The organism is Synechococcus sp. C9 (assembly GCF_022984075.1).
GTDB lineage: Bacteria > Cyanobacteriota > Cyanobacteriia > Gloeomargaritales > Gloeomargaritaceae > Gloeomargarita.
Genome location: NZ_JALAAD010000001.1, coordinates 1,812,827 through 1,835,116 on the forward strand (window position 1 = coordinate 1,812,827; position 22,290 = coordinate 1,835,116).

Consider the following 22,290-nt stretch of genomic DNA (forward strand, 5'->3'; position numbering starts at 1 on the left):
TTTTATGGGGGCGGTGCCCCTGCGACCTATTTTTAGAAGTGCCCTTAAGCAGGTTTTAATTCCTTTAATTTTTTAATTTCTTTAATTTGATGAATAATCTGGCACCTGGAACCTGGATTTGTTTATCTGTGGGTGGGCGATACAATAGGATTAGGATTACTAAATGAATGGAGTACCTACCATGCAAACCCAACCACCGCCGGATGATTTTGAGAATCAAGTACTAACCGAACTGCGTAACATCAATAACCGGCTTTCTACCCTTGGGGCTAAGGTGGACAAACTAGAAGGGGATGTCAAAGACTTGAAAGTAGAACTAAACGCCTATCAAAAGGGTTTGGATGGCATGGTACGCATGGCAACAACGATCATCATTACCGCTGGAGCCGCTGTGATTTTTGCGCCTTTGATCAAAGAAATTGCTCCCGCTATTGCGTCACTGATTAAACCGTGATAGGTTATTTTTATAAATTAAATCTGGGCAAGATAAACTATAAAAAATATCAACGGCAAAAATATCAATGGAGTGCCTGCGATGCAAACCAAACCACCACCAGATGATTTTGAGAATCAAGTGCTGAGTCGTTTAGACCGCATTGATGCTCGGTTGGACAAATTAGAAATCGAATTAAATGCCTACCAAAAGGGTTTGGATGGCATGGTACGGATGGCAACAACGATCATCATTACCGCTGGAGCCGCTGTGATTTTTGCACCCTTGATCAAAGAAATTGCTCCCGCTATTGCGTCACTGATTAAGCCTTAATTCTGTACAACTTATTATGGCTTGTTTCTTATATTGCTATAGCAATCCCAGAGCAGTGAGGAGTAAGGAATGAGAAGCGAGAAGTGAGATTCTGAGATTCCCTAGAACCAGGGCGGGGCGGTGCCCCTGCGACCCATGTCCTAAATTCAGTTAGGAGATGAATTGCACCATTAATATGGCTACTGGGTGATATTTACAGGTAACTTCTTTGACTTTGGCTAAGCTATAACCATTTCATAACATAGGCTACAGATATTCTGGTTTTATGAGTCAATGACGGTTGTGCCCATGAGGTCATAGACCTCCGCTTGGGTGATTTTCACCGGCACAATTGACCCCAACTCCGCCCTGCCAGACACATATACCTGCCCATCCACCTCCGGGGAAAAACGGGCTGACCGACCGACTTTCACACCCGTTTGCGGGTTTTCCTGTTCGATCAATACCTCCACCACCCGACCAACGTACTGCTGATGTTTGGCGAGGGAAATGGGCTGTTGCCTTTGCATCAGGGCTTTTTGGCGTTGTCGTTTCACCGATTCCGCAACTTGACCAGGGAGTGTTGCCGCCGGAGTGCCCGCTTCCGCCGAAAACGTAAATACCCCCACATGATCAAATTGGTGTCGCTCTACGAAATCACATAAATGGGCAAAATGCTCCGCCGTTTCCCCTGGAAATCCCACGATAAAGGTCGTCCGAATCACCGCATCGGGGAGTTTTTCCCGGATTTGGTCAAGGAGCCGGTCATTGACTTCCTGTTGCCAAGGACGGTTCATCGCCCGCAAAATCTCCGGGTGGGAATGTTGCAGGGGCAGATCAATGTAGGGCAAGACATTAGGCACGTCTCGAAAGGCTTGCAGGACTTCGGGGGTGAGACCTGTAGGGTAACTGTAATGCACTCGTATCCACGGCACGGGCACTTCCCCCAGGGCATAAAGGAGTTGGGCAAGGTGGGGTTTCCCGTACAAATCCAGCCCGTAGTTGGTGGTGATTTGGGAAATCAAAATCAATTCCTGCACCCCTTGATCCGCCAATTCTTGGGCTTCCGCCACAATCGAGGCAATCGGACGGGAACGTTGGTCACCCCGCAGGTGAGGAATAATGCAAAACGCACAGCGATAGTCACAGCCCTCCGCCACCCGCAGATAGGCAACGGGCGCACAGGTGGTACGATAGCGGGGCACGGTTTCATCCGCAATATAGGTGGGTTTTGCCGTCACCTGGGAGACTTTGCGCCCCTGTTCCACCTCTTCCAGCACCTGGACAATGTGTTGATAGTCCCCCGTCCCCACCAGCGCCACCGCTTCGGGGATAGCCGCCAGTAATTCGCCCTGAAAATGTTGCGCCAGACAGCCCGTGATCACGATTTTTTTGTCCGCTTCCGCCAGTTCCACCAGGGTTCGCACCGATTCTTGCCGGGCGGCTTCCATAAAACTACAGGTATTGACAATCACATAATCCGCACTTTCCGGGTCACTGCCCACCTGATAACCCGCTGTCGCCAACAACCCCAGCATATGTTCGGTATCAATGCGATTTTTTTCGCACCCGAGATGGGTAAAGGCAACCTTGGGACGGGATGGCATGGTTGGGGTAACGTTGTTAATGAACAGAGCATTTCTTAATATAGAACAATTTAGAGCAATTTTGCCCGCTAGTACCGTTGGCAAAACCCAAAAACCCAATCCAGGGGTCACACTCTTAGAATCAGCGATTCGGGATTATCTAAATCTAACTAAAGGGCACTTCTAAAAATGGGGCGCAGGGGCACTGCCCCCGTCCTGGTTCTTGATAATATGAGCATTTTAGCGAAATAATCTGCCAGTGGTGGCAAATACATAGAGGTGTCCTAACAATTTAATCAAATTAATAATTAATAATTAATAAAAGTGCCTTAATTTACTGTTGAAAGGTTTGCCACAACCAGCGATGGATCATGCGGTCATCTGCTATTTGACTCTGCGTTAAAGCTTGCTCCACAATGGCAATGGGTAAGGCGGGTAAAACTTGGGAAACTTGAATTTGCCGACTGCCGCCATCGGATACGGCAAAAGCAATGACTTCGCCACTTTCCACATCCACCACCCAATACTCCTGTACCCCCAACCGTTCGTATAATAAACGTTTGCGTCCGAGGTCATCGTTGAGGGTGGTGGCGGCTACTTCAATCACCAAATGGGGTGCCCCAAATTCATTAATTTCTATGGGTTGGGAAGTTTTGGGGGGAATTTGAAAATCATCCCCCACATAAAAGGCTAAATCAGGCTGACATTCTCGCACCCCCGCTTGCCGAAAACTGCCATTGGTAAAGCCGACAATCCGAATATTTTTTGCCATGCAATAAAGGGTCACAACTAGGGTCAAAATGGTATTAGCCTGGCTATGTCCTGACCCAATCAGTGTGGTTTCGACCCTCATGGCGTGGTTATCGTAGTAAAACCGGGCTTTTTCATCCGTAAACTGAGCCGCCACAGTTAAAAACTCTGCCCAGTCCGCTTTGACCCAAGCATCGGTGGTCACATTTGGGGGTGCAGTGCTAACCATGATTAATCAAATAACGTCTATGTATCTTCGGATGCAAAGGTACAACGAATTCCTTTATTTTTACATAGTTTTTGAATCATCGTTTTATGCTTGGTTTTACCAAAAAGATGAATACGAGGTCGGTGATTGGGATAGGCGTGGAGATAAATTTCTACCTGTCCAATTGCCTGTTTCCACTGGGTTGCCCGCTTAACTTCGATGACTTCTGTAGGAGTGAGAATATCAATGCGACCAAATTCAGTAGTCACTTCAGTCTGGCTTCCTGGAATGCTCTGGGCAAGATGATTGCGGACTTGGGCTTCCGGGGACAATTTGACTACCGATTTTCCCCCAGTCATCTGTCGAACAAGGGAACCCGCTAAACGCTTATAGCCAGGGGGAGCTAGTTTTTGAGCAATTTCACTGAAAAAATTCATGGATTATGCTTGGGGGATTGACGAAAGGTTGTCTCTACCTATTGACACTATAGCAATCTCAAAGTCCTATCGCTACACCACGCAGGCAATCAGATGTAGATGGGAACGATGCCCCCAAACAATTGATTTTCTAAGCATAAAATTTTTGCTCACAATTCGGGTAAACTTAGTACAGTACTGGCGTAGCCTTTGTTAGTGAGAAACGGAAGTAGCGCCCCTGTGACCATTGATTCCAGATTAAGACAGGTATCCTAAAAAGCCAAGGGTTGACCCGACGACGGCTATGCCAACAGGAATCAGTCTCCCGCCCTGCCTACGAACTACAATAGAGTTTGTGCCGTATTGATGGGAAAGTTATGGACTTTTTGACGGTGACCACCCGCCCCCAGGACTGGACTGGCGATTTACTATGTATCGGCTTTTGGCAAGACCAGGTGGAATTGACCGGCGATGTCGCTGAGGTGGATAGCCGCTTGGGGGGGGCGGTGCAGGAATTGATCACCGAAACCGAATTTAAGGGCAAACCCGGTAGCCCTAGTGTGACCCGATTAGGGGCGGGTAGCCCGGTGAAAAAACTGGCTCTGGTGGGTTTGGGGAAAGCGGATACGGTCAACCTGGAAGCCTATCGTAAAGCGGCAGCCACAGCCGCCAAAACCGCCAAATCCCAGAAAGCCCACCGCCTGGGGTTATATTTTCCCCCCAGTGACCAGCCTGCGGACCAGGTAGCCGGGGCGTTCACCGAAGGCATCCTCCTCGCCCTCCACCAGGACAACCGTTTCAAATCCGACCCGGAAGATAAACCCCCCGTGCTGGAACAGGTGGAATTTCTGGGGCTTGATGGGGGAGCCGAGGGGATTACCCGGGCGCAACAATTGGTGTCGGGGGTCATTTTGGCAAGGGAATTGGTAGCCGCTCCTGCCAGCTTGGTCACCCCTACGACTTTGGCGGAAACCGCCCTGTCCCTGGCGCAGACCTACGGGTTCAATGTCACGATTCTGGAACGGGAGGACTGTGAAGGCTTGGGGATGGGGGCATTTCTGGGCGTGGCACGGGGGTCGGATACGCCCCCCAAATTTATCCATCTCACCTACACCCCACCAGTCACCCCCCACAAACGCCTCGCCATTGTGGGCAAGGGGGTCACCTTTGATTCCGGCGGGTTGAATCTGAAAACCCAGGGCGGTATTGAAACCATGAAGATGGATATGGCTGGTGCCGCCGCCGTTTTGGGCTGTTTCAAGGTCTTGGGGCAATGGCAACCGCCGGTGCTGGTGCATGGGATTATTGCCGCTACGGAAAATATGATCAACGGTCATGCCATGCATCCGGGGGACATTCTCACCGCCAGCAACGGCAAAACCATTGAAGTGAATAACACCGATGCGGAGGGGCGGTTGACCCTGGCGGATGCCCTGGTGTATGCGGAAAAGCTGGAGGTGGATGCCATCGTGGATTTGGCGACCCTGACCGGGGCGTGTATTGTGGCTTTGGGGGATGATATTGCGGGCTTGTGGAGTTCCCAGGATGAACTGGCGGAGCAATTACTCCAGGCATCGGCGGCGACCGGGGAAAAAATTTGGCGGATGCCCTTGGAAGAAAAATACTTTGAGGGCATGAAATCCCCCATCGCTGACATGAAAAACGCGGGCGGTCGCAGTGCCGGTTCCATCACCGGGGCGTTATTTTTGCAACAGTACGTCCAAAAAACCCCCTGGGCGCACCTGGATGTGGCGGGTCCCGTCTGGAGCGAAAAGGGCAATGCCTACTCTGGAGCGGGTGCCACCGGGTTCGGGGTGCGGTTACTAATGCAATGGCTGGTGAGCCAGTAGGTTCCCCATGACCTTGGATGGTGAGGTACTGGAACTGAATCCCGGTGCGGCTCGGAGCCGGTTGATTCTGCATATTAACGGGGTGACCGCCGGGGTGGATAACCACCAACGGGACCTGCAAGCCCTCCAGCGCATGGCGCCCACCGCCCATATCCGGGGGGTACACAACGCCAGCTTGGGATGGCAAACGGATGTCCTCGAGAGCATTCTCGGTCGTTCGGAGTTGTGGCAATACCAGCAGGATACCGGGGAAACCCAGCAACGGCTGGCGGGCTATAGCCAACTGCTCCAGGAATTACTCCGCTGTCCGGATTTGCCCCCTACGGCAGACCTGCACCAATACCTCCCCCACGCCGCCCCTGGCACGGGTTTATTGGATGGGGAACTGCTCCGCCAACTGCCGTTTATCAACCAACTCACCTGGCAGGATTTGCTCAAGTACCTCTACGGGGACTACCCGGCGGGAGCCTCCTGTGCCACCCTGCGTTTAGCCTATGAACTCGCCCAGGGGATTCATGCGGGGGTACCGGTGCTGGTGGTTGCCCACAGTCAAGGGCTGATCATCACCGCCCTGGCGACCCATATCCTGGGGCATTTTTTCGGCACCTATACCCGCTGGCAGGAGCAGGTTTTTATCCTGGGCTACGGACCGGTGATTCTCCTGGAGGAATTGCCGCCGGGACTGCGGGGGCAAACGATTTTGATCCAGGATCGCCATGACCTGGTGGCGGAAGCCTTTAGCAATATGCGCTACACCGACTTTTGGAATGTCCTGCAAACCCAATTTTGGCGCACCATCCAACGCCTTAACCAATTGCCCCAATTGGCTCGCCCCGATAGCCAGCACAGTGCCAGTTACTACCTGGGTTTACTGGGTACCCCTGCCAGCCGTCGTTCCGGGCAACTGATCCAGTATTTTGTCAGTCAGGAATGGCTGAAAAACCCAGTCATTGACCACTTCCGGGGGATTCGGTTCATCCTGGAAGACCTGGTGCCGGGGGGAGCCTTGGCGGTTAAGAATTAGTAGAATCAGCAAATTTCGGCATTTTCGGGCTTTTATGCCAAGAAATTCTTATCAATGGAGAGGGTGACAAACCCGTAAATCTGCTGTTATAGTAACCCTAGTGTGTGAGGAGCGAACCAGAAGGGACACCGAGACGAAACACGGCCAGTCGTCGGTGTCTTTTCTGCTTTATATCAAAGTTTTTAGATAAAATTTTTCTCCCCCCAAAGTCGTGATCAATTTATGTGTGGTTGTTTGAATATATAGCAGTCCTATTCGATTAACGCACAGAAATTCTCCAGAACCACGAACGGGGGCGGTGCCCCTGCGACCCCTATTCTATTCTCATTTAGGATTGCTATGGGAATCCTATTTGATTAACGCACAGAAATTCTCCAGAACCACGAACGGGGGCGGTGCCCCTGCGACCCCTATTCTATTCTCATTTAGGATTGCTATGGGAATCCTATTCGATTAACGCACAGAAATTCTCCAGAACCACGAACGGGGGCGGTGCCCCTGCGACCCCTATTCTATTCTCATTTAGGATTGCTATGGGAATCCTATTTGATTAACGCACAGAAATTCTCCAGAACCACGAACGGGGGCGGTGCCCCTGCAACTGGTGTTCTAAATGGCTCTATTTCCCCGTCCATGAATGATGCTCTTCTAACCAGCCTTTCCACTCAAGGGCATCTCTATATTATTTGAGCCAATCCATAGCCTGCGTGGCGTAGCCATAAATCTCATCGTGGGAATACTCATATTACCTAGAACCAAGGGCGCTACGACCGCTAACTTTGAATTGATAGAGGTGCCCTATCCAGCGTTCCCGCAAACTGCGTGACTTGTATGATCAACGGGGCTTCCAAAAAGTTGGCCCGGTAGATCATTACTCCCTTGAGAAACAATGGGTTGCAGGGCAGTTGATGACCCCACAACCCTAGCCAAGTTACGCTCCCAATTGCTGGGCGAACCAAGTCTGCCAACGCTCGACTAAATCAGCAGGCTCAGGGTCTGTTAAAGGTGGCGTTGTGCTGAGATGGCGTAACCATTGTTCCGCTTTTTGTGCTAGGCGTTGCCACAGCAATTCTGAATTAGCAAAGTGGTCTTTTAGAAAACGAAGAACGAAAAGGGTTGCAATAATCCGTTCGGCTTCTTCAGGGGTCGTATTTAACAGGGTAGCCATTTGCTTGAGTTGATTGGCATCCCCATTCACCGTATTCACAACCTGACTCTCCAGTGCCCAGCAACCTTCATAGGTCTGATGGGTAGCCAGTTCATACAGTAATCGGAAATTGTCTTTTTCATCGGTAAGACGCTCCTCATCAGAGTCTGTTTCATCGAAAACTTCGTATTGGCATAGGTCAATATCGACAATAATGTTTTCTTCACTGGTTGGGGGAGGAGACATCCGTGCCATAAAGGCATGTCTTGCAATTGTGCTTCTCGATCCCGAAGGCATCATTGAGGAGGCGATCTGGGAACCACCCCAGCCCCGGGTGAGCGCAATGGGCACCCTACGGAGTTTGATTTCTGCGGTTTTATCCCCATCGGGTCGCTGTTCAATCGCCACAAAACTCGTCGCCGAAGACATTAACTGATACCGACAACCCAGATTCACCAGCGCTTCCTGCCGCTGTTGCGAGGCTTCCTTGCGCTCCCGCTGTCGGGAACCCGTCCCCTGACTGGGGAGTTCTTCCCAATCCCGAATGGCACTGCGGGCAAACAGCAACGGAACCACCGGGGTCTCATCCACGCACTCCGGGTCAAGGGGCAGTTCCCAGGTGTAGGTTTGCCCCGCTAGCACCGCCTGCAAGCGAACCGTCGTAGCGCATAATTGACTGACTCGGGCGTAGGCTGTCCAACGCTGATTATGGAAAAGTGGCGGCCAAACCCTGGGGGTCACGACCTCCACCGACAGGCCACCCCAATCCACCTGCACCTGTTCGGCGTAGGGCACCCCCATCCGGTAAAACTGTTGCATCACCTTGAGTTCAATGCGCTCCCCTGGAAAGATAAATTCCGCCGCACCATCTGTCGCCCGCGCCACCCCCCGAATCAAATGTTCACTTACTCCCCGACCAATGCCAAACGCAAAAATACGCACCCGCCCCCGATACCTTTGCGCCAAGTGGATTACCTCTGGTTCATTACCGACTTGCCCATCCGTTAGCAGAACCACATTCGCCGCCAAATTGCCCACACGAGATAGGGCATCTTCTAAAGCGGCATAAATTTCTGTCCCCCCCAGGTTCGCATCTAAACGTTGCACGTGCTGAGTCGCTGTTGCTAGGGTTTCCGCTGTGTAGGGTTGACTGCGTTCAAACAGTTTTTCATAGGTCGAACCAAAGCCATAGATATTGAATTGATCCCCCGGTTGTAGCGATTTCAAACACAGCAACAAGGCAGTTCTGGCTTGCTGAATACTCTCCCCTCCCATCGAACCTGAGCGGTCAATGATAAAAATAAATTCCTGGGGTTGCTGTTGCTGGGTTTCCAACTGCGGCCAAAAATTCAGCATCACCACAAATCCATCGGAACCGATGTCTTTCCCCAAAAGAATGTGTGGTTCAGGGGATTTTTGTAGCGTGTAGTTCAAAACAAAATCCTGGTCAAGTTGGATGTTTTCACCTACCAATTCCACACTTGCCCGACCGTCTTGGAGGGTAAAGCGAATCGGATGAGAAGGAGATTCTAACCCCAGAATCGGACTACTGGTTGCCATGTCCACACGCATGGTCAAACCATAGGGCAACGTCCCCAATACCCTGGGCGGATTGATATGCAATAATTCAGCGGCAGGAGCCGTTTCCAACTGCTGGGCAGGCACATAACGAGGGGAAATTGTGGTAGGAATGACAAACCGTCCCCTGTCTGCTTGCATCTCCAATTCCTGGACATAGGAAATACGAATTACCACTGATTGTTGCGGCAGTAAATTCCCCACCGAAATTGTGAAGATATTCGGGCGATCCTGATCCACCAAATAGGCGCCATGCCCCTCCCGGATCGCCTCATCGTACTGGGCAAAAGCTGTTTCTTTTTCCTCCACCCGTCCGGTAATCACCCGTTCCCCCAACCGCACTTCAAACCCACAAATAGCCGCCGATTCTGGCAAAGGAAACGAATAAACCGCCTCAATTGGGTTACTTTCCTCATTTTGAAAATGTTGGGAAACCGTCACCTGGGCACCCATATCCCGAATGACTACCTGAAAATCCACGCCCCGCAAAGGAATAGGCGTGCCCGTAGTGGTGTACAACCCCGCCGGTGCTGTAGCAGTAGAAAACATACAACCATTACCCCTTAATCAATGTGGATGTACCTAGAATAACCCTAACTAGAATAGCTCTCTTCCAAGAATCGCCCTAATAAGGAGTTGGCAGGGGCACCGCCCCCGTATTTGGTTCTCAATAATATTGGCATTCCAGCGAGATAACCTTTTGGTAATACAAATAAATAAGGTGCCCTTTATTGAGTTCCCCAGCGAGTGGGGAGACTACTGGGAGGTCTCGGAAAACGAGGCTCTCTCGAGTTTCCAATTTATTGAGTTCCCCAGCGAGTGGGGAGATGGCAAGCAAGCGGAATTGGCTCTACCATTCATGTTTCCAATTTATTGAGTTCCCCAGCGAGTGGGGAGATGATGAAAAGTAAAGATGTGCGGGTGTGTAATGAGTTGAGTTTCCAATTTATTGAGTTCCCCAGCGAGTGGGGAGCTTCATGGGCTAACCGGGAATTTCCCGGATGTGCAGTTTCCAATTTATTGAGTTCCCCAGCGAGTGGGGAGACAGAGCTTGGTTCGAATTCCTCCACCAGGAGGAGTTGTTTCCAATTTATTGAGTTCCCCAGCGAGTGGGGAGAGATGCTCTGGGTACAGAGCAGATTCCAAGACACCCCGTTTCCAATTTATTGAGTTCCCCAGCGAGTGGGGAGATGAAGTATGCCGGTCGGGAATGGTGCTGGAAATGTGGCAGGTTTCCAATTTATTGAGTTCCCCAGCGAGTGGGGAGGTTCTTTGACGACCCGTTCTGCCAGCAATGGGCAAGGTTTCCAATTTATTGAGTTCCCCAGCGAGTGGGGAGTTGAATTTCATCAAAGCATCGCTCCCTTTTTTTGGGAGTTTCCAATTTATTGAGTTCCCCAGCGAGTGGGGAGTATCGTCACTACGTACGCTAGTACGAGCTGATAAAGAGTTTCCAATTTATTGAGTTCCCCAGCGAGTGGGGAGCCGAGCTAATGGAGGTGTTGAATTACTGTCAAGGTAAGTTTCCAATTTATTGAGTTCCCCAGCGAGTGGGGAGGTTCCCTGGCGCAGGTGATAGCTTTGAAACACCGAACGGTTGTTTCCAATTTATTGAGTTCCCCAGCGAGTGGGGAGGTTCCCTGGCGCAGGTGATAGCTTTGAAACACCGAACGGTTGTTTCCAATTTATTGAGTTCCCCAGCGAGTGGGGAGCTATCTGTTGACATCTAGGCTTGCCTAGGTTAATCTAAAGGTTTCCAATTTATTGAGTTCCCCAGCGAGTGGGGAGGATCAAAGTTGTGGATAAACCTTGGGGGGAATTGCCAGTTTCCAATTTATTGAGTTCCCCAGCGAGTGGGGAGAATCCTTTATGTATGCGTTTGAGGCGGTTTTAGCCTTCTGTTTCCAATTTATTGAGTTCCCCAGCGAGTGGGGAGCTGTCGTTGTCCAACTGCGGTTAGAGGAGCGTAAGAAGGGGTTTCCAATTTATTGAGTTCCCCAGCGAGTGGGGAGTATGAAATCAATGGCAGAGGGGGATTTGTTCCTAGCCAAGTTTCCAATTTATTGAGTTCCCCAGCGAGTGGGGAGTATACCCCTTGGGAGCCACAAAACAATGGCGGCTAGTGATGTTTCCAATTTATTGAGTTCCCCAGCGAGTGGGGAGGTTCCAGTTACACTTCTCTCGAGAAAAGCGGGGAGTGTTTCCAATTTATTGAGTTCCCCAGCGAGTGGGGAGACGGAAGCCCTCCTCCGGGTTTTTTCTGTTTCCTACAGTGGGTTTCCAATTTATTGAGTTCCCCAGCGAGTGGGGAGTCCAAAGCCGCACACCCCCGCCGACGTCTTGCCTTGTTTCCAATTTATTGAGTTCCCCAGCGAGTGGGGAGTTGAATGGTTGCTCGACCTCAACCAACCCCACGTGGGTTTCCAATTTATTGAGTTCCCCAGCGAGTGGGGAGAACTCGTCATACTGCCGTAAGTCCACTTTCGACCAAGTTTCCAATTTATTGAGTTCCCCAGCGAGTGGGGAGGCCACCAGAGTGTACAACGAAGGGGTAGATATACCCGTTTCCAATTTATTGAGTTCCCCAGCGAGTGGGGAGCAATAGGGACAAGAGCTCCACCCGGATCTCCCGGTCGAGTTTCCAATTTATTGAGTTCCCCAGCGAGTGGGGAGCCAGGCACGGGATTATCCTGGCAATCCGGCGTGAATAGTTTCCAATTTATTGAGTTCCCCAGCGAGTGGGGAGGAAACTCCAAAGCCCGCTGTGTAGTTTGTTCAATTAGGTTTCCAATTTATTGAGTTCCCCAGCGAGTGGGGAGTTTGTAGGCAAAACCGGGAGACTCTACCACCCGTCGTTTCCAATTTATTGAGTTCCCCAGCGAGTGGGGAGGAGCGTTTGAAACGGATCGAATTGCTAATTTGTGAGGTTTCCAATTTATTGAGTTCCCCAGCGAGTGGGGAGATATCGTGGGAACAATCACACGTTAAGGATGCAATGTGATTGTTTCCAATTTATTGAGTTCCCCAGCGAGTGGGGAGCGCTATCCCCCCGCACCAGCGGTTGGATCGTGGGAAAGTGTTTCCAATTTATTGAGTTCCCCAGCGAGTGGGGAGAAAGTCCAACGCCAGCGTAGAGACTGGGCAATTAGTTTCCAATTTATTGAGTTCCCCAGCGAGTGGGGAGGTCAACCCGTGTAAAATCACGGTAATCAACGCTGCCAGTTTCCAATTTATTGAGTTCCCCAGCGAGTGGGGAGGCGTGCGTCGCTATTATAGAGTCTAATGTTGTCATGTTTCCAATTTATTGAGTTCCCCAGCGAGTGGGGAGAAACCTTATATAGACTCGAGTTACCCCCGCTCGATAAAGTTTCCAATTTATTGAGTTCCCCAGCGAGTGGGGAGCGCGTTGATTCTAGCGGCCAATCTGGAACGCTTGAGTTTCCAATTTATTGAGTTCCCCAGCGAGTGGGGAGAAGAAGATAATAAAGAAGAAATCACCGCCACCGCCGTCAAGTTTCCAATTTATTGAGTTCCCCAGCGAGTGGGGAGATCTTCTCAACGCCCCAATCAACCCAAAGGACAACGCCGTTTCCAATTTATTGAGTTCCCCAGCGAGTGGGGAGAGGCCTACTTAGCCGCCGGTTGGCGGCCATCCCCCGTTTCCAATTTATTGAGTTCCCCAGCGAGTGGGGAGTCACCCTATTAAAACCCGCATGGATAGGGAATGGCAAGGGGCATTTGCGAGCAGAGAGCAAAATTGTTATACATTGTACTGTTTCTGACCCCGAAAAATTACCCCAAACCCCGTCTGGGAGCCATATCGAGCATCCCAACGGAAAAATCGGCATTTCCCGGTTTTGGCTCGATCCTCGCATTAGATAATCACCGAATCCGGTTCTTGGGCGAGTGGCGGTCCACCCCATAACTCGACTTGCCCGATAGTGTGTTGCGAAATGGGATAAAATCGAATGCAATCTTCTCCCTCCTTGTATCGCTTTCGTAAACGCTTTTTTAATTCTTGATATTTGTCTGGTGGCAAAACACATTCAAACACACTGTATTGCACCCTGCGCCCATAACCTTCTAACAAATCTGCCATTTTTTTGCGTCGCTTATCGGAAGGCGTATCATAGCACACTATGTACAGTAGCATTTTAACGAATTTGATAGGGTTGATACCTTTGTTCTGGGTTAAAAATACACCGTTTATATTGACGCACTTGTTGCGTTAATACATCCCAAAAAGGCTGGGTTCCATCCTCGGTATTTATTTTAACCGACATCCGCTCCACAAAACTTTTCAAAAACTTTTTTCGCCCCGATTCATTCAAAAAACATCCCCCCTTTTCATAGTGAAAATCCTCCTCAGAATTCATGATACGCCGATTGACTAAACTTAACATTAATGAGTCAATAATCGGTGCCCGAAATTCCTCTAACAAATCAGAAACCAATGCCGCGTGTTTGGGATTGCTTTGATGAAAACACCCCTCATATGGATGTAAATCCTGCAATTCGATCAGGCTAAATAAATGATTCCACAGGACGCTATAGCCAAAACTCAGCAGAGCATTAGCAGGATTGGTTGGCGGACGGCGTGTCCGAGTCAGGAGCATAAACCCTGGCTGCCGTAGGCAATTCCCCAATTCCGGGAAATAGACTGCCGCCCCTGCCCCCTCGATTCCCCGCAATTGCTCTCGACTCCCTGCTTGCAACGCTTGCATAGCCAAATAACCCAAACTCTGTACCGCCAGTGCCCCTGATTCCGTAGCCGTTTCCCGCAGTTGACGCATCAATACCACCCGACTATTGAGCAGTTTCGCCCGCACAATCCGCTGAGCCGTCTGCAACCGCCATTGCTCCGGCAGAGACTGTTGCCGTTGCGCCAAACCCCGATACCCCCGCTCCAGCGGCATGACCCGCCCGTAGCAGTAGCCCATCCGGGACAAATAAGCAATGGGAATATCCCGGCTCAAGCAGGCTCGCACCGCCTGGGTGGTCATCTGGGCGTGCCCAAAAATTAAGACCTGCTCCAGGGTGGGCAGGGGTACGGTGTACAGTTCTTGTCTGCCAGATAATACCTGCAAAGACTCCTGTTTAAGCGTTACCCAGCACCCCTGTTGCGAAAGATAAAGCGTCCGCATTACTCCCGGTCACGATAGCGAGTGATACTGGTGTGCAGGTGATCCGGTTCAATTTCCCCGGCAATACTTTTGCGCAATATTCCCACCAAAAAGTCCGTGATTTCCTCCCCCAAAAAAGTGCCCACCATGACGAGAATTGTATTAATCATTACCGCCGCCAAACCCAAGGGAGCAATCAATAAAATTGTGAAGGTAATTCCCCCATTCACCAGGGCGGCTAGGAAATTTCTCGCCCGTCGAATTAACCACCGATTACGTCTCATGATTTGGCTCCCCCATTTTCCGGCGTGCCCAACGAATGGCTTGCACATTATCTGCCGTTGCGCCCAGCCCCCCCAAAACCATTAAAACTGGGGATGGCTCCCATTCTTCCGACTCATTTTCGGGCGTAAAAATCACACCCATTAACCCAGCTAGTGCGAGAAAAATCAACATTGCCCGCCACCGTCGGGTGTAAAGATATGCCCCAATGGGAATCAATAATCCCAACAACACCGTGACCCAATAGGCGCGCTGGGATAGGTGGTACACCCGCCGAATCTCCCTTTCTCGGTCTCTTTGCTGTTCCTCAGCAATAATGTCTTCCGGTCTATCCATCAAAGTTTTCCCAAACCCAACATCCCTATCCTAAAAGGGTTTAGAAGGGTCTATTTCCAGACAGATGACAGGGATCAGCGATTGGCAATGGATTACCTATGGTTCATTGGGGGTTGTTGCTAATTCCACATCTTCGTACAATTCTGCCAATGTTGCGGTCAATTCCACGCTCTGGAGGGTAAAGTATTTTGATTCCGGGGTATAGGATTGCAGTATCCACATACCATCACCATACCGACGAAAGCACTCCACCCGTTGGTGTCGGGTGTTAACTAAAACGTATTCTTCAAGGCTTGTCAGGGTTTGGTAATCAGCAAATTTATCCCCCCGGTCAAAGGCTTCTGTTGATGCTGAAAGTACCTCCACAATCAGCTTAGGAAAGCATTTATAGGTAGAATTTTCCCGGTCACGACTGTTGCACGTAACCATAATATCCGGGTAATAAAAACAATTAGGGGTTTCGAGGCGTACCTTCATATCTGTGATGTACACCCGACAGCCACTGCCCCGGATATGATTTCGTAATAGAGCCGCCATATTCAAAACAATAGTGACATGGGCATCATTTGCGCCCGCCATTGCATAAATTGCACCATTAATATATTCGTGTTTGACCAGACTGATACGTTCCATCTGAAGATATTCAGCCACCGAAAGCAAAAGGGATTGGGAATGGGCAACCATAGGTACAAATCCTTGGGGGATAAATGTATTATAAAAGCGCAGGACTCAATTATGATTCTAGGCACCTCTATCAATTCAACGTTAGCGGTCGTAGCGCCCTCGGTTCTGGGTAATATGGGTATTCCCACGATGAAATTTTTAGTTGGTTCAAATAAATAGAGATTCATCGGTAATAGAGTTATGGTTTTATTTTTCCCATCCACCATTGTCCTAATTGGGCGTTATCTAGTGCTTGACTCTTGTGCAGTGCCTCAGTGATGGCATCCATTGCCAACCCTTCTAATACAACAGACTGCTGAACTCTCCGACTACCTAAATTTTGATCCACAGCAAAGGCAAACATTTCCAAAGATGATACATCTACCACCCAGTATTCCTTCACCTGCATTTCCTCATAGAGTAAACGTTTCATACCCAAGTCATCAGCTAACGAAAAATCAGCAATTTCAATCACCAAGTCTGGGGGAGAATAATTGTCTAAATCAGGAATCTCTCTGCCAGTAGGTGATGCGTTTACAGAGTCACCAAAATAAAAAGAGCTATCGGGTTGACACTCTCGTAAACCGGGTTTTCGATAACTCGCATTGGTCAAACCACGAAATGGAATCCCACGCATAATGCAATACAATTCAACGAGCAGAGAAACAATGAGATTGATTGCCGCATGATTCGCTCCCACACCCATAATAAACTGATACGCTCCTTGGCAATAATAGGCTTTGGCTTTTTGATAGGTAGGTTGCTGAGAAAGAGCGAGAAAAGTTTCCCAGGAACCTGTTTGCCAAGTTTGAGTTTCCCCTGAAAACTGGTCATTAGGCAAAGTCTTTGCAGTAGCAATTGTCATCTATTTCCTCCTTGGGGTGATGGGAAAACCTGAATAGCCCTTTCCCTTTTAAGTTCGTCAACAAATCGCCTGCGTGGCTCTGCCGTTGCACCAAATACGGTAACGGCTTCATAACCGTCAAAATCTGCAATCCACACTGGAGAAGGAATCACATCTCTATCTCTTCCCACGCCTCCACACAAAAAACGGTCATATTGTTCACCCCGCCTGCCCAGTTGATGCAGTTTTGCCAACGCATAGGGTTTGTTCCCTTCAGGGTTTCGTTGAGTAATCAGAATTTGGCAATGAGCATCTACTGCCTCTGTCCAGCGTGGTTGAGTGGGTTCAGCACATATTCTCAATTGTTGGGGATTGATTGGTTGTCCTGTAACAGTTGCTAAGGCTTCAAAGAAATTTTTAATTCTCTTACGAAACAGTTCTGCAAACTCACGGGCAGACTCGGGCAATTCCCAGAATTTATCTTGTGTTTTAGGTATCAAAGTGGAACCCCGCCACCAAGGTGCTCTATCCCTATTTTTACGAGAATAGCAAGGTCTTCTTGCACCTTGTCCAACACCCCCAAGATGAAACATTAGCCAAGTTAAATTGCGAAATAATCGTTGGCTCGATTCTTTTTGCTCATCAGGGCATTCGTCAGATAGAGAAAGTACCAAAATACCCGATTGTTGACCTACTGGATCATTTTTGCCTTGATAATTTGGTCGTGGCTCTTTTTGTACAATTTTTCCATCCAAAACTTCAACCTGAATCCATCCCCGTTGCGGGTGCGGTGTAATTGCCCCAAACAATTTACCTTCCCATTCCTGCACCTTAGAAGCTGGTAATACACCTAATCCAAATGCTCGAAACCAATAACGCATCATGTTTTTGAATGCAACGGGGCGCACTTCGGCAATAGATTGGTTACGATAATTACCTAAATCTGCTCGCCAAGTAACTGTTTGTCGCCCATGAATGAGTTGCCCTTCTAACTCAAAAGGCAAACGCAAAAATTCTCTAGGGTTAGGCGAGGGTTGTTCACTCACCAGCCGCCCATAACCCGAATTAATTTGTGAGCCAATTCCTTGAGCCAAACCTTTGATGAGCCATTTTTTGACCGTTGTTAACATCTCATCCATGCAGTTAATTCCCTTGCGAATACCAATCAAAAACGTTGCCTGCTTCAGTGAAAAGAATACATTAGGATTTGGATGGTATTCCAGGTTATTACCTTCCCAATTCCAGATATTATTAGCAATATCTACCGCTAGACCACCAGATTTTAGCTCATTTGTAGCTACAGGGTACGCATCTAAAAAGACGATCTTGCCAGCCTTGTGCCTATCCTCAGCATCCAAATCCCCTAAATACTTAGCAATTTCCTGCTCTGCCTGGGCACGGGACAACCCTTGCGTCATAAATTCACAAATTCCTTGTGCTCGTGTAACACCCCGTAGCGTAGAACTAGGAATATAAGGCATCCCTAACGCATCAAAAGCAGGCAATAACATCTCTTCAGGACCTTTTGTACCTCCCACACGAATCCGCCACGGACAAGTCACTGTAAAGGTATTACTATCCCCAGCAATCAAACGAGTGCGGCGATTCATTTCTTGCAACCGCTGGATATAGTCACCCCGACTCTCTGCAAAACTCACTAGTTGAACTTTTGTTCCTTCGTTATGTTGAGCATCGTGTGTTCTCATCCACCGCAAATACTCCACAAAACTCGCTGTTTTATGAGGTTGCGGATTGGGGTCTAGTATATGTCCCAACCAGGGTGATGGCTCAGGATGATGATTAGAGGGATGATGACCACCACCTCCCTGACCACCGCCACGATTATTGCCTTGATTACCACCACCACGACCCCCTGGTTGTTGATGAGGGTTATTATTTGCAGGTCTAGGTCTTGTGGATGACATGGCTAGATTCTCCTAGAAAAACTAACTCTTTTTTAGACTATCTGCGAGGGATTGCCGAAACTCTCTTAACATGGCACTTGCCCCAATAGACATTCCTTGTTTGACCAATTGGGGAATCAGTGTCTTAACTAGCAAATCTGGAAACAATAAACTACTCTCAGACTCACTGTACTGTCCATTGTTCAGCAAAAATATTTTGAGGCTACTATTATGATATATCCAAATTTCAGGCACAGCAATCGCTTCATAAGCCGAGAGAAAACTTTTAGAAGTTGCATCTGATTCAATTGCCAAATCAGGCGGTGGATAAATATCTACATCAATCCTTGCCATACAATCACGCACTAAATCAGCGTTAGTTACATAAAAACACGTATCAGGCTCAACACCCGCCCTATCTTTGCGATAAAAAGTAGTCGAGCCAAAATCTTCCCAATCTCTGCCCTGAGCATCTAAAATTGCCGTCACAATGTAACCGATAAGGCGATGGGGGCGTTCATGTCTGGATAACGGTGACATAATTTCCAAAGCACCTTGATAGTAGGCAATCCGGGTATGGCGGTCTTCACTTAATTCTTCAAGAATGTTTTCCCAATCCTGCCAAGTTTGAGAATGAAGGATGATAGAGCTTCCTTCTCGTAAATCAATGCACTTAAGCGGAATAGATACAGTCATTAGCGATCATCTCCTGCTACATCGTGATAAACAGCAGATACCCAAAAGCTAAATTCACGGGCAATTTCCAAAGCAAGCCCAGTCAGACCAAGATAGTCATCAGCACTCAAGTTTTTTAGATTATCCAAACTTAAATCTGGCTTACCAGAAAGCTCTTGCAGACACTCAAAGAATATCCTTACAGGGTCTTCCCTACCATCTTTGAGAATAGTTTCTTCAGCCTTAAGACGCATCAATCCCCAGGTGGAGAGATAGGTGTAAATCTCCTGAGCCATGCTTTTTTGTTTTCTGAGCTTTGCCTGATCATTAGTTCGAGTTCTAAGCTCACTCAAGCGTTCATAAACAGGCGTTCCTATTGTGCGTGGATCAAATAACATAGCTTCATTTTTTGGTTGTCTTGGATTAGGAACAGTAGCAACAGGTGCAGGGGTAACTGCGGGAGTTGATGGCGAATTCGGCTTCGGAAATTGAGAGCCATGTTTGTTCTTTTTAGACATTAGGATTCCTCCTTAGATAGGGAGTGCAATAACTGTTGGCTGAACCAAGAGGCGGCTGAGATGTTTGAGCCTAGTTTCATTTGATCTATCGCTTCAGATAAAAGTTGCTCAGTAAACCCTGATATTAGTTGAGAGACTTCATTTCTATAATACTCTTGATTACTAAGAATGAAAATAAAAACTTGGCTACCTTGGGCATCAATAACCCAGTATTCAGAGATACCTAGTGCGGCGTAGAGGTGTTTCTTTTGATCTAAATCAGAATCCAAAGTAGTATCGGCGACTTCAATCACTAAATCTGGCGATCGCTGTTGCTCGAGATTGATTCTTCTGGATTCACCTTTTTGATATTGGGGCAGATTTTCTCCTAAATATACCAGAATATCAGGGGCGGCGGCTTGTTGACCTACCTTTTCCATTAGACAACTTCCCAAAATTTTAGATTTAATTTCAGGATGTTGCATTAGCCACAATCCCAGAATCAAGCCTAGAAGTTCACGCACTTCTGAATGTAAAATTCCTTCCCATCCCATATTTTCTACTAAAAGCTGATGATTGTAATAGAATAACTGTACTCGCTCCAAAGATGGGTCGTCTCTCAGTCGTTCATAATCTTGCCAAGTAGCCGTTTGCCATTGAGCATAGGGTTTAACTAAACTACCCACTAAAATTGTCATGACGCACCTGCCTGTGTATCTTGGTTACTATTAAATGTTAATTGTACAAAACCACGACCTAAACTTTCTTGACCGCCAATTTGAAGCACATCGGAGCGTTGCAAGAGTCTGGTAAATTCATTGTGGGCTTCCTGACACATACCATTTGCCTGTGCTGTAATGCCCCAGGAAAAGTACATGATAGTATCGGGAGGAATCGCTTCTTCGTATCGAAAGCCACCTTCTACCGTTTTATGTTCATTAAGTTTCACTTTAACCTGTCGCCATAAACTCATTTGCACAATCGTAGCGCAGTGCTTATCCGGTAAAACCAATACATGGTTGACCATTCCCCCTCCATTCAATCCAGGAATAGCTTGTTTCCAGTCTGCCCAATTATGTAAACTATCTCGCTTTAAAATCGCATCTTTAAGATACACATTGCCGTTGGGAATATTCGTAGAATACTCAGGCGGAATTGCTAACATTGAACCAGACAATCGTTGCCAACGCCGCAACAACATGGGACTGGTCACCCACACAACGCCATGACTGAGGGAAGGGACGGGAATCCAGAGAAGAGAGCCATCACCAATCCAAATAGTCCCCTGTTCAAGCTGTTCACCATTATCAATTTCGTTGCCAAATAAGAAGAATTTTTTTGATTTTTCGCTACTAGGAATACTGGCTCGCAAGCGTCCCCGGATGGTACTCGATGGAATATAGGGTAAATTCGTATGCGATTCACGGGCGATTCCCAGCAAATTTCCTTCTTGAGTCGTGCCACCAGTATGCAATGGCGAGAGCAAAGTTAAATACACAATCTCCATCATTGAACCTCCTGAAATGGATTAGACAGCCAAAGCATTTCACTGTATCCTAGTTGTCGCCAGCGATGTATTGGATTAGGCACACCATTGATAGTTTCATTATCCTGCATTAAAGAAGTAGGGTATTCCAAGTAGTACACACTCCCTGGCGGTGCGGCAAATACTTGGGGTGCGGGTAAACTAAATATTTCCTGCTGAGGATTGACAGCCCGAGTCCGACCATTGATGGGAATGGGTTTATCTGTTGCTACACTGACCAATGACCCTGCGGTAGCATTGGCATTGCTACGATTCGCTAATTTCCACTCCCAAGGCCAAGCACGGCACATGGAAATGCCATTGGTTTTACGCACAAATACACCAGGCGTGACCAAATAAGCCAAACACCTTTTTTTGCTTTGAAAATTAGCTTGAGAAATCGTCTGCAACTCCTGCCACTGCCTAGCAAGTTCTGAACAGGAAGTAACCAATACTTGATGTCCCTCTCCGCCCAAGCGTAGGTATGTTCCTTCCGGTATATTAAGAGGATGCCAAGTGTGGGTTTGTTTATCCTGTATTTCTATGGAAACAGCGAGACTCCATCCCAATTTGAGACGGATACAAATCTCTACAAAATAACCATCTTCCTCCTTAACTTGTCGCTTTCCTTCTTGAAGAGTATTGTGAGGACGAGTTTCTTTGTAAAAAGGCTCATCAATCCCCTCAACCGTAGATTCTTTTTCGCCTTTCAACAGTTTAAGTATTTGGGTTGTAGGTAAATAAGTTGCACCTTGCTCTTTGGTAGAGTCATCAGAACGATATTGGCTAATCAAGGGCGCAGGTCGAGTCTGATCCCACTGGCACTTTTGATAGGCATCTTCCGGCGGCAACCAGGGAATTGGTACCATTGGAAAACCTTTGTAAATATGCAGGGGTTTGGGAAAATATAGTTGCTCATCAAAACACAAAAATGGACCCCGGATACGTAAGGTGACTCGCTCCTGTAAATAGGTCTGAATGGCACCACTAATGACATGACCTGTGGGTGGAAAACGTCCACTAGCCCAGGCTCTCTCACCGGGGGTAAACGGTTTTGCATCCCGAAACATCAAGACATCAAGGGGTGTCAGAGTGTACCATGAGCTAGCCATAAATCTCCTTGGAAGTCATAGTTGC

20 protein-coding genes and 1 CRISPR repeat array are annotated in these 22,290 nt (G+C 48.3%); of the genes, 4 read left to right on the forward strand and 16 right to left on the reverse strand.

Translation table 11 applies throughout. The annotated features are described in order from the left end of the window. The first annotated feature begins 163 nt into the window (after window positions 1–163). A complete protein-coding gene (locus MLD66_RS08885) occupies window positions 164–454 on the forward strand; it encodes a hypothetical protein (RefSeq protein ID WP_247217072.1) in 291 nt (96 codons plus the stop codon). An 81-nt stretch (window positions 455–535) separates the two neighbouring features. Then, the gene (locus tag MLD66_RS08890) at window positions 536–766 is read left to right on the forward strand and encodes a hypothetical protein (RefSeq protein WP_247217073.1); all 231 of its coding nucleotides are present in this window, start codon (window positions 536–538) and stop codon (window positions 764–766) included. Window positions 767–1,029: 263 nt separating this feature from the next. Here MLD66_RS08890 and rimO read toward each other — a convergent pair whose 3' ends face one another. From rimO to MLD66_RS08905, 3 genes are all read right to left on the reverse strand, one after another. After that, on the reverse strand, window positions 1,030–2,352 hold the full coding sequence (gene rimO, locus MLD66_RS08895) for a 30S ribosomal protein S12 methylthiotransferase RimO (RefSeq protein WP_247217074.1): 1,323 nt from the start codon (window positions 2,350–2,352) through the stop codon (window positions 1,030–1,032). 313 nt (window positions 2,353–2,665) lie between these two features. Next, window positions 2,666–3,310 carry a Uma2 family endonuclease gene (locus MLD66_RS08900; protein ID WP_247217075.1) on the reverse strand — a complete coding sequence of 215 codons (645 nt, stop codon included), beginning with the start codon at window positions 3,308–3,310 and terminating at the stop codon, window positions 2,666–2,668. 17 nt (window positions 3,311–3,327) lie between these two features. Beyond that, window positions 3,328–3,726, reverse strand: coding sequence for a hypothetical protein (locus tag MLD66_RS08905; protein WP_247217076.1), 399 nt, complete (start codon window positions 3,724–3,726; stop codon window positions 3,328–3,330). Window positions 3,727–4,082: 356 nt separating this feature from the next. On the opposite strand from MLD66_RS08905, the gene MLD66_RS08910 reads away from it, so the two are divergent. Together MLD66_RS08910 and MLD66_RS08915 are read left to right on the forward strand one after the other, a co-directional pair. Further along, window positions 4,083–5,555 (forward strand): leucyl aminopeptidase, encoded by a 1,473-nt coding sequence (locus tag MLD66_RS08910; RefSeq protein ID WP_247217077.1) that lies wholly within the window; start codon window positions 4,083–4,085, stop codon window positions 5,553–5,555. Between the two features lie 7 nt (window positions 5,556–5,562). After that, a complete protein-coding gene (locus MLD66_RS08915) occupies window positions 5,563–6,579 on the forward strand; it encodes a hypothetical protein (RefSeq protein ID WP_247217079.1) in 1,017 nt (338 codons plus the stop codon). A gap of 931 nt (window positions 6,580–7,510) precedes the next feature. Here the strand turns inward: MLD66_RS08915 and MLD66_RS08920 are convergent. The 13 genes from MLD66_RS08920 to MLD66_RS08980 form a co-directional block, all read right to left on the reverse strand. Beyond that, entirely contained in the window at window positions 7,511–9,853 is a 2,343-nt protein-coding gene (locus MLD66_RS08920) for a VIT domain-containing protein (RefSeq protein WP_247217081.1), read from the reverse strand. Window positions 9,854–10,023: 170 nt separating this feature from the next. After that, window positions 10,024–12,998: a CRISPR direct-repeat array (repeat unit 36 nt; unit sequence GTTTCCAATTTATTGAGTTCCCCAGCGAGTGGGGAG). A 180-nt stretch (window positions 12,999–13,178) separates the two neighbouring features. Next, window positions 13,179–13,457: a CRISPR-associated endonuclease Cas2 gene (gene cas2, locus MLD66_RS08925; protein ID WP_281438446.1), complete on the reverse strand. Its 279-nt coding sequence runs from the start codon at window positions 13,455–13,457 to the stop codon at window positions 13,179–13,181. A gap of 1 nt (window position 13,458) precedes the next feature. After that, window positions 13,459–14,448: a CRISPR-associated endonuclease Cas1 gene (gene cas1, locus MLD66_RS08930; protein ID WP_247217085.1), complete on the reverse strand. Its 990-nt coding sequence runs from the start codon at window positions 14,446–14,448 to the stop codon at window positions 13,459–13,461. Next, a complete protein-coding gene (csx18, locus tag MLD66_RS08935) occupies window positions 14,448–14,711 on the reverse strand; it encodes a CRISPR-associated protein Csx18 (RefSeq protein ID WP_247217087.1) in 264 nt (87 codons plus the stop codon). Before csx18 ends, cas1 begins: the two co-directional genes overlap by 1 nt. Continuing rightward, window positions 14,701–15,045 (reverse strand): hypothetical protein, encoded by a 345-nt coding sequence (locus MLD66_RS08940; protein ID WP_247217089.1) that lies wholly within the window; start codon window positions 15,043–15,045, stop codon window positions 14,701–14,703. Before MLD66_RS08940 ends, csx18 begins: the two co-directional genes overlap by 11 nt. 96 nt (window positions 15,046–15,141) lie before the next feature. After that, the gene (locus tag MLD66_RS08945) at window positions 15,142–15,729 is read right to left on the reverse strand and encodes a Uma2 family endonuclease (RefSeq protein ID WP_247217091.1); all 588 of its coding nucleotides are present in this window, start codon (window positions 15,727–15,729) and stop codon (window positions 15,142–15,144) included. Between the two features lie 178 nt (window positions 15,730–15,907). Next, complete coding sequence (locus tag MLD66_RS08950; RefSeq protein WP_247217093.1) at window positions 15,908–16,573, reverse strand: Uma2 family endonuclease; 666 nt, start codon at window positions 16,571–16,573, stop codon at window positions 15,908–15,910. Continuing rightward, on the reverse strand, window positions 16,570–18,477 hold the full coding sequence (locus MLD66_RS08955) for an RAMP superfamily CRISPR-associated protein (RefSeq protein WP_247217095.1): 1,908 nt from the start codon (window positions 18,475–18,477) through the stop codon (window positions 16,570–16,572). The genes MLD66_RS08950 and MLD66_RS08955 overlap by 4 nt, the downstream gene beginning before the upstream one ends. 21 nt (window positions 18,478–18,498) lie before the next feature. Next, complete coding sequence (locus MLD66_RS08960; protein WP_247217097.1) at window positions 18,499–19,152, reverse strand: Uma2 family endonuclease; 654 nt, start codon at window positions 19,150–19,152, stop codon at window positions 18,499–18,501. Continuing rightward, on the reverse strand, window positions 19,152–19,649 hold the full coding sequence (locus tag MLD66_RS08965; protein ID WP_247217099.1) for a hypothetical protein: 498 nt from the start codon (window positions 19,647–19,649) through the stop codon (window positions 19,152–19,154). Before MLD66_RS08965 ends, MLD66_RS08960 begins: the two co-directional genes overlap by 1 nt. Next, entirely contained in the window at window positions 19,649–20,326 is a 678-nt protein-coding gene (locus MLD66_RS08970; protein ID WP_247217100.1) for a Uma2 family endonuclease, read from the reverse strand. The genes MLD66_RS08965 and MLD66_RS08970 overlap by 1 nt, the downstream gene beginning before the upstream one ends. Further along, window positions 20,323–21,138 (reverse strand): type III-B CRISPR module RAMP protein Cmr4, encoded by an 816-nt coding sequence (gene cmr4, locus MLD66_RS08975; RefSeq protein WP_339396954.1) that lies wholly within the window; start codon window positions 21,136–21,138, stop codon window positions 20,323–20,325. Before cmr4 ends, MLD66_RS08970 begins: the two co-directional genes overlap by 4 nt. Beyond that, window positions 21,135–22,265 carry a type III-B CRISPR module-associated Cmr3 family protein gene (locus MLD66_RS08980; protein WP_247217110.1) on the reverse strand — a complete coding sequence of 377 codons (1,131 nt, stop codon included), beginning with the start codon at window positions 22,263–22,265 and terminating at the stop codon, window positions 21,135–21,137. Before MLD66_RS08980 ends, cmr4 begins: the two co-directional genes overlap by 4 nt. Window positions 22,266–22,290: the final 25 nt, after the last annotated feature.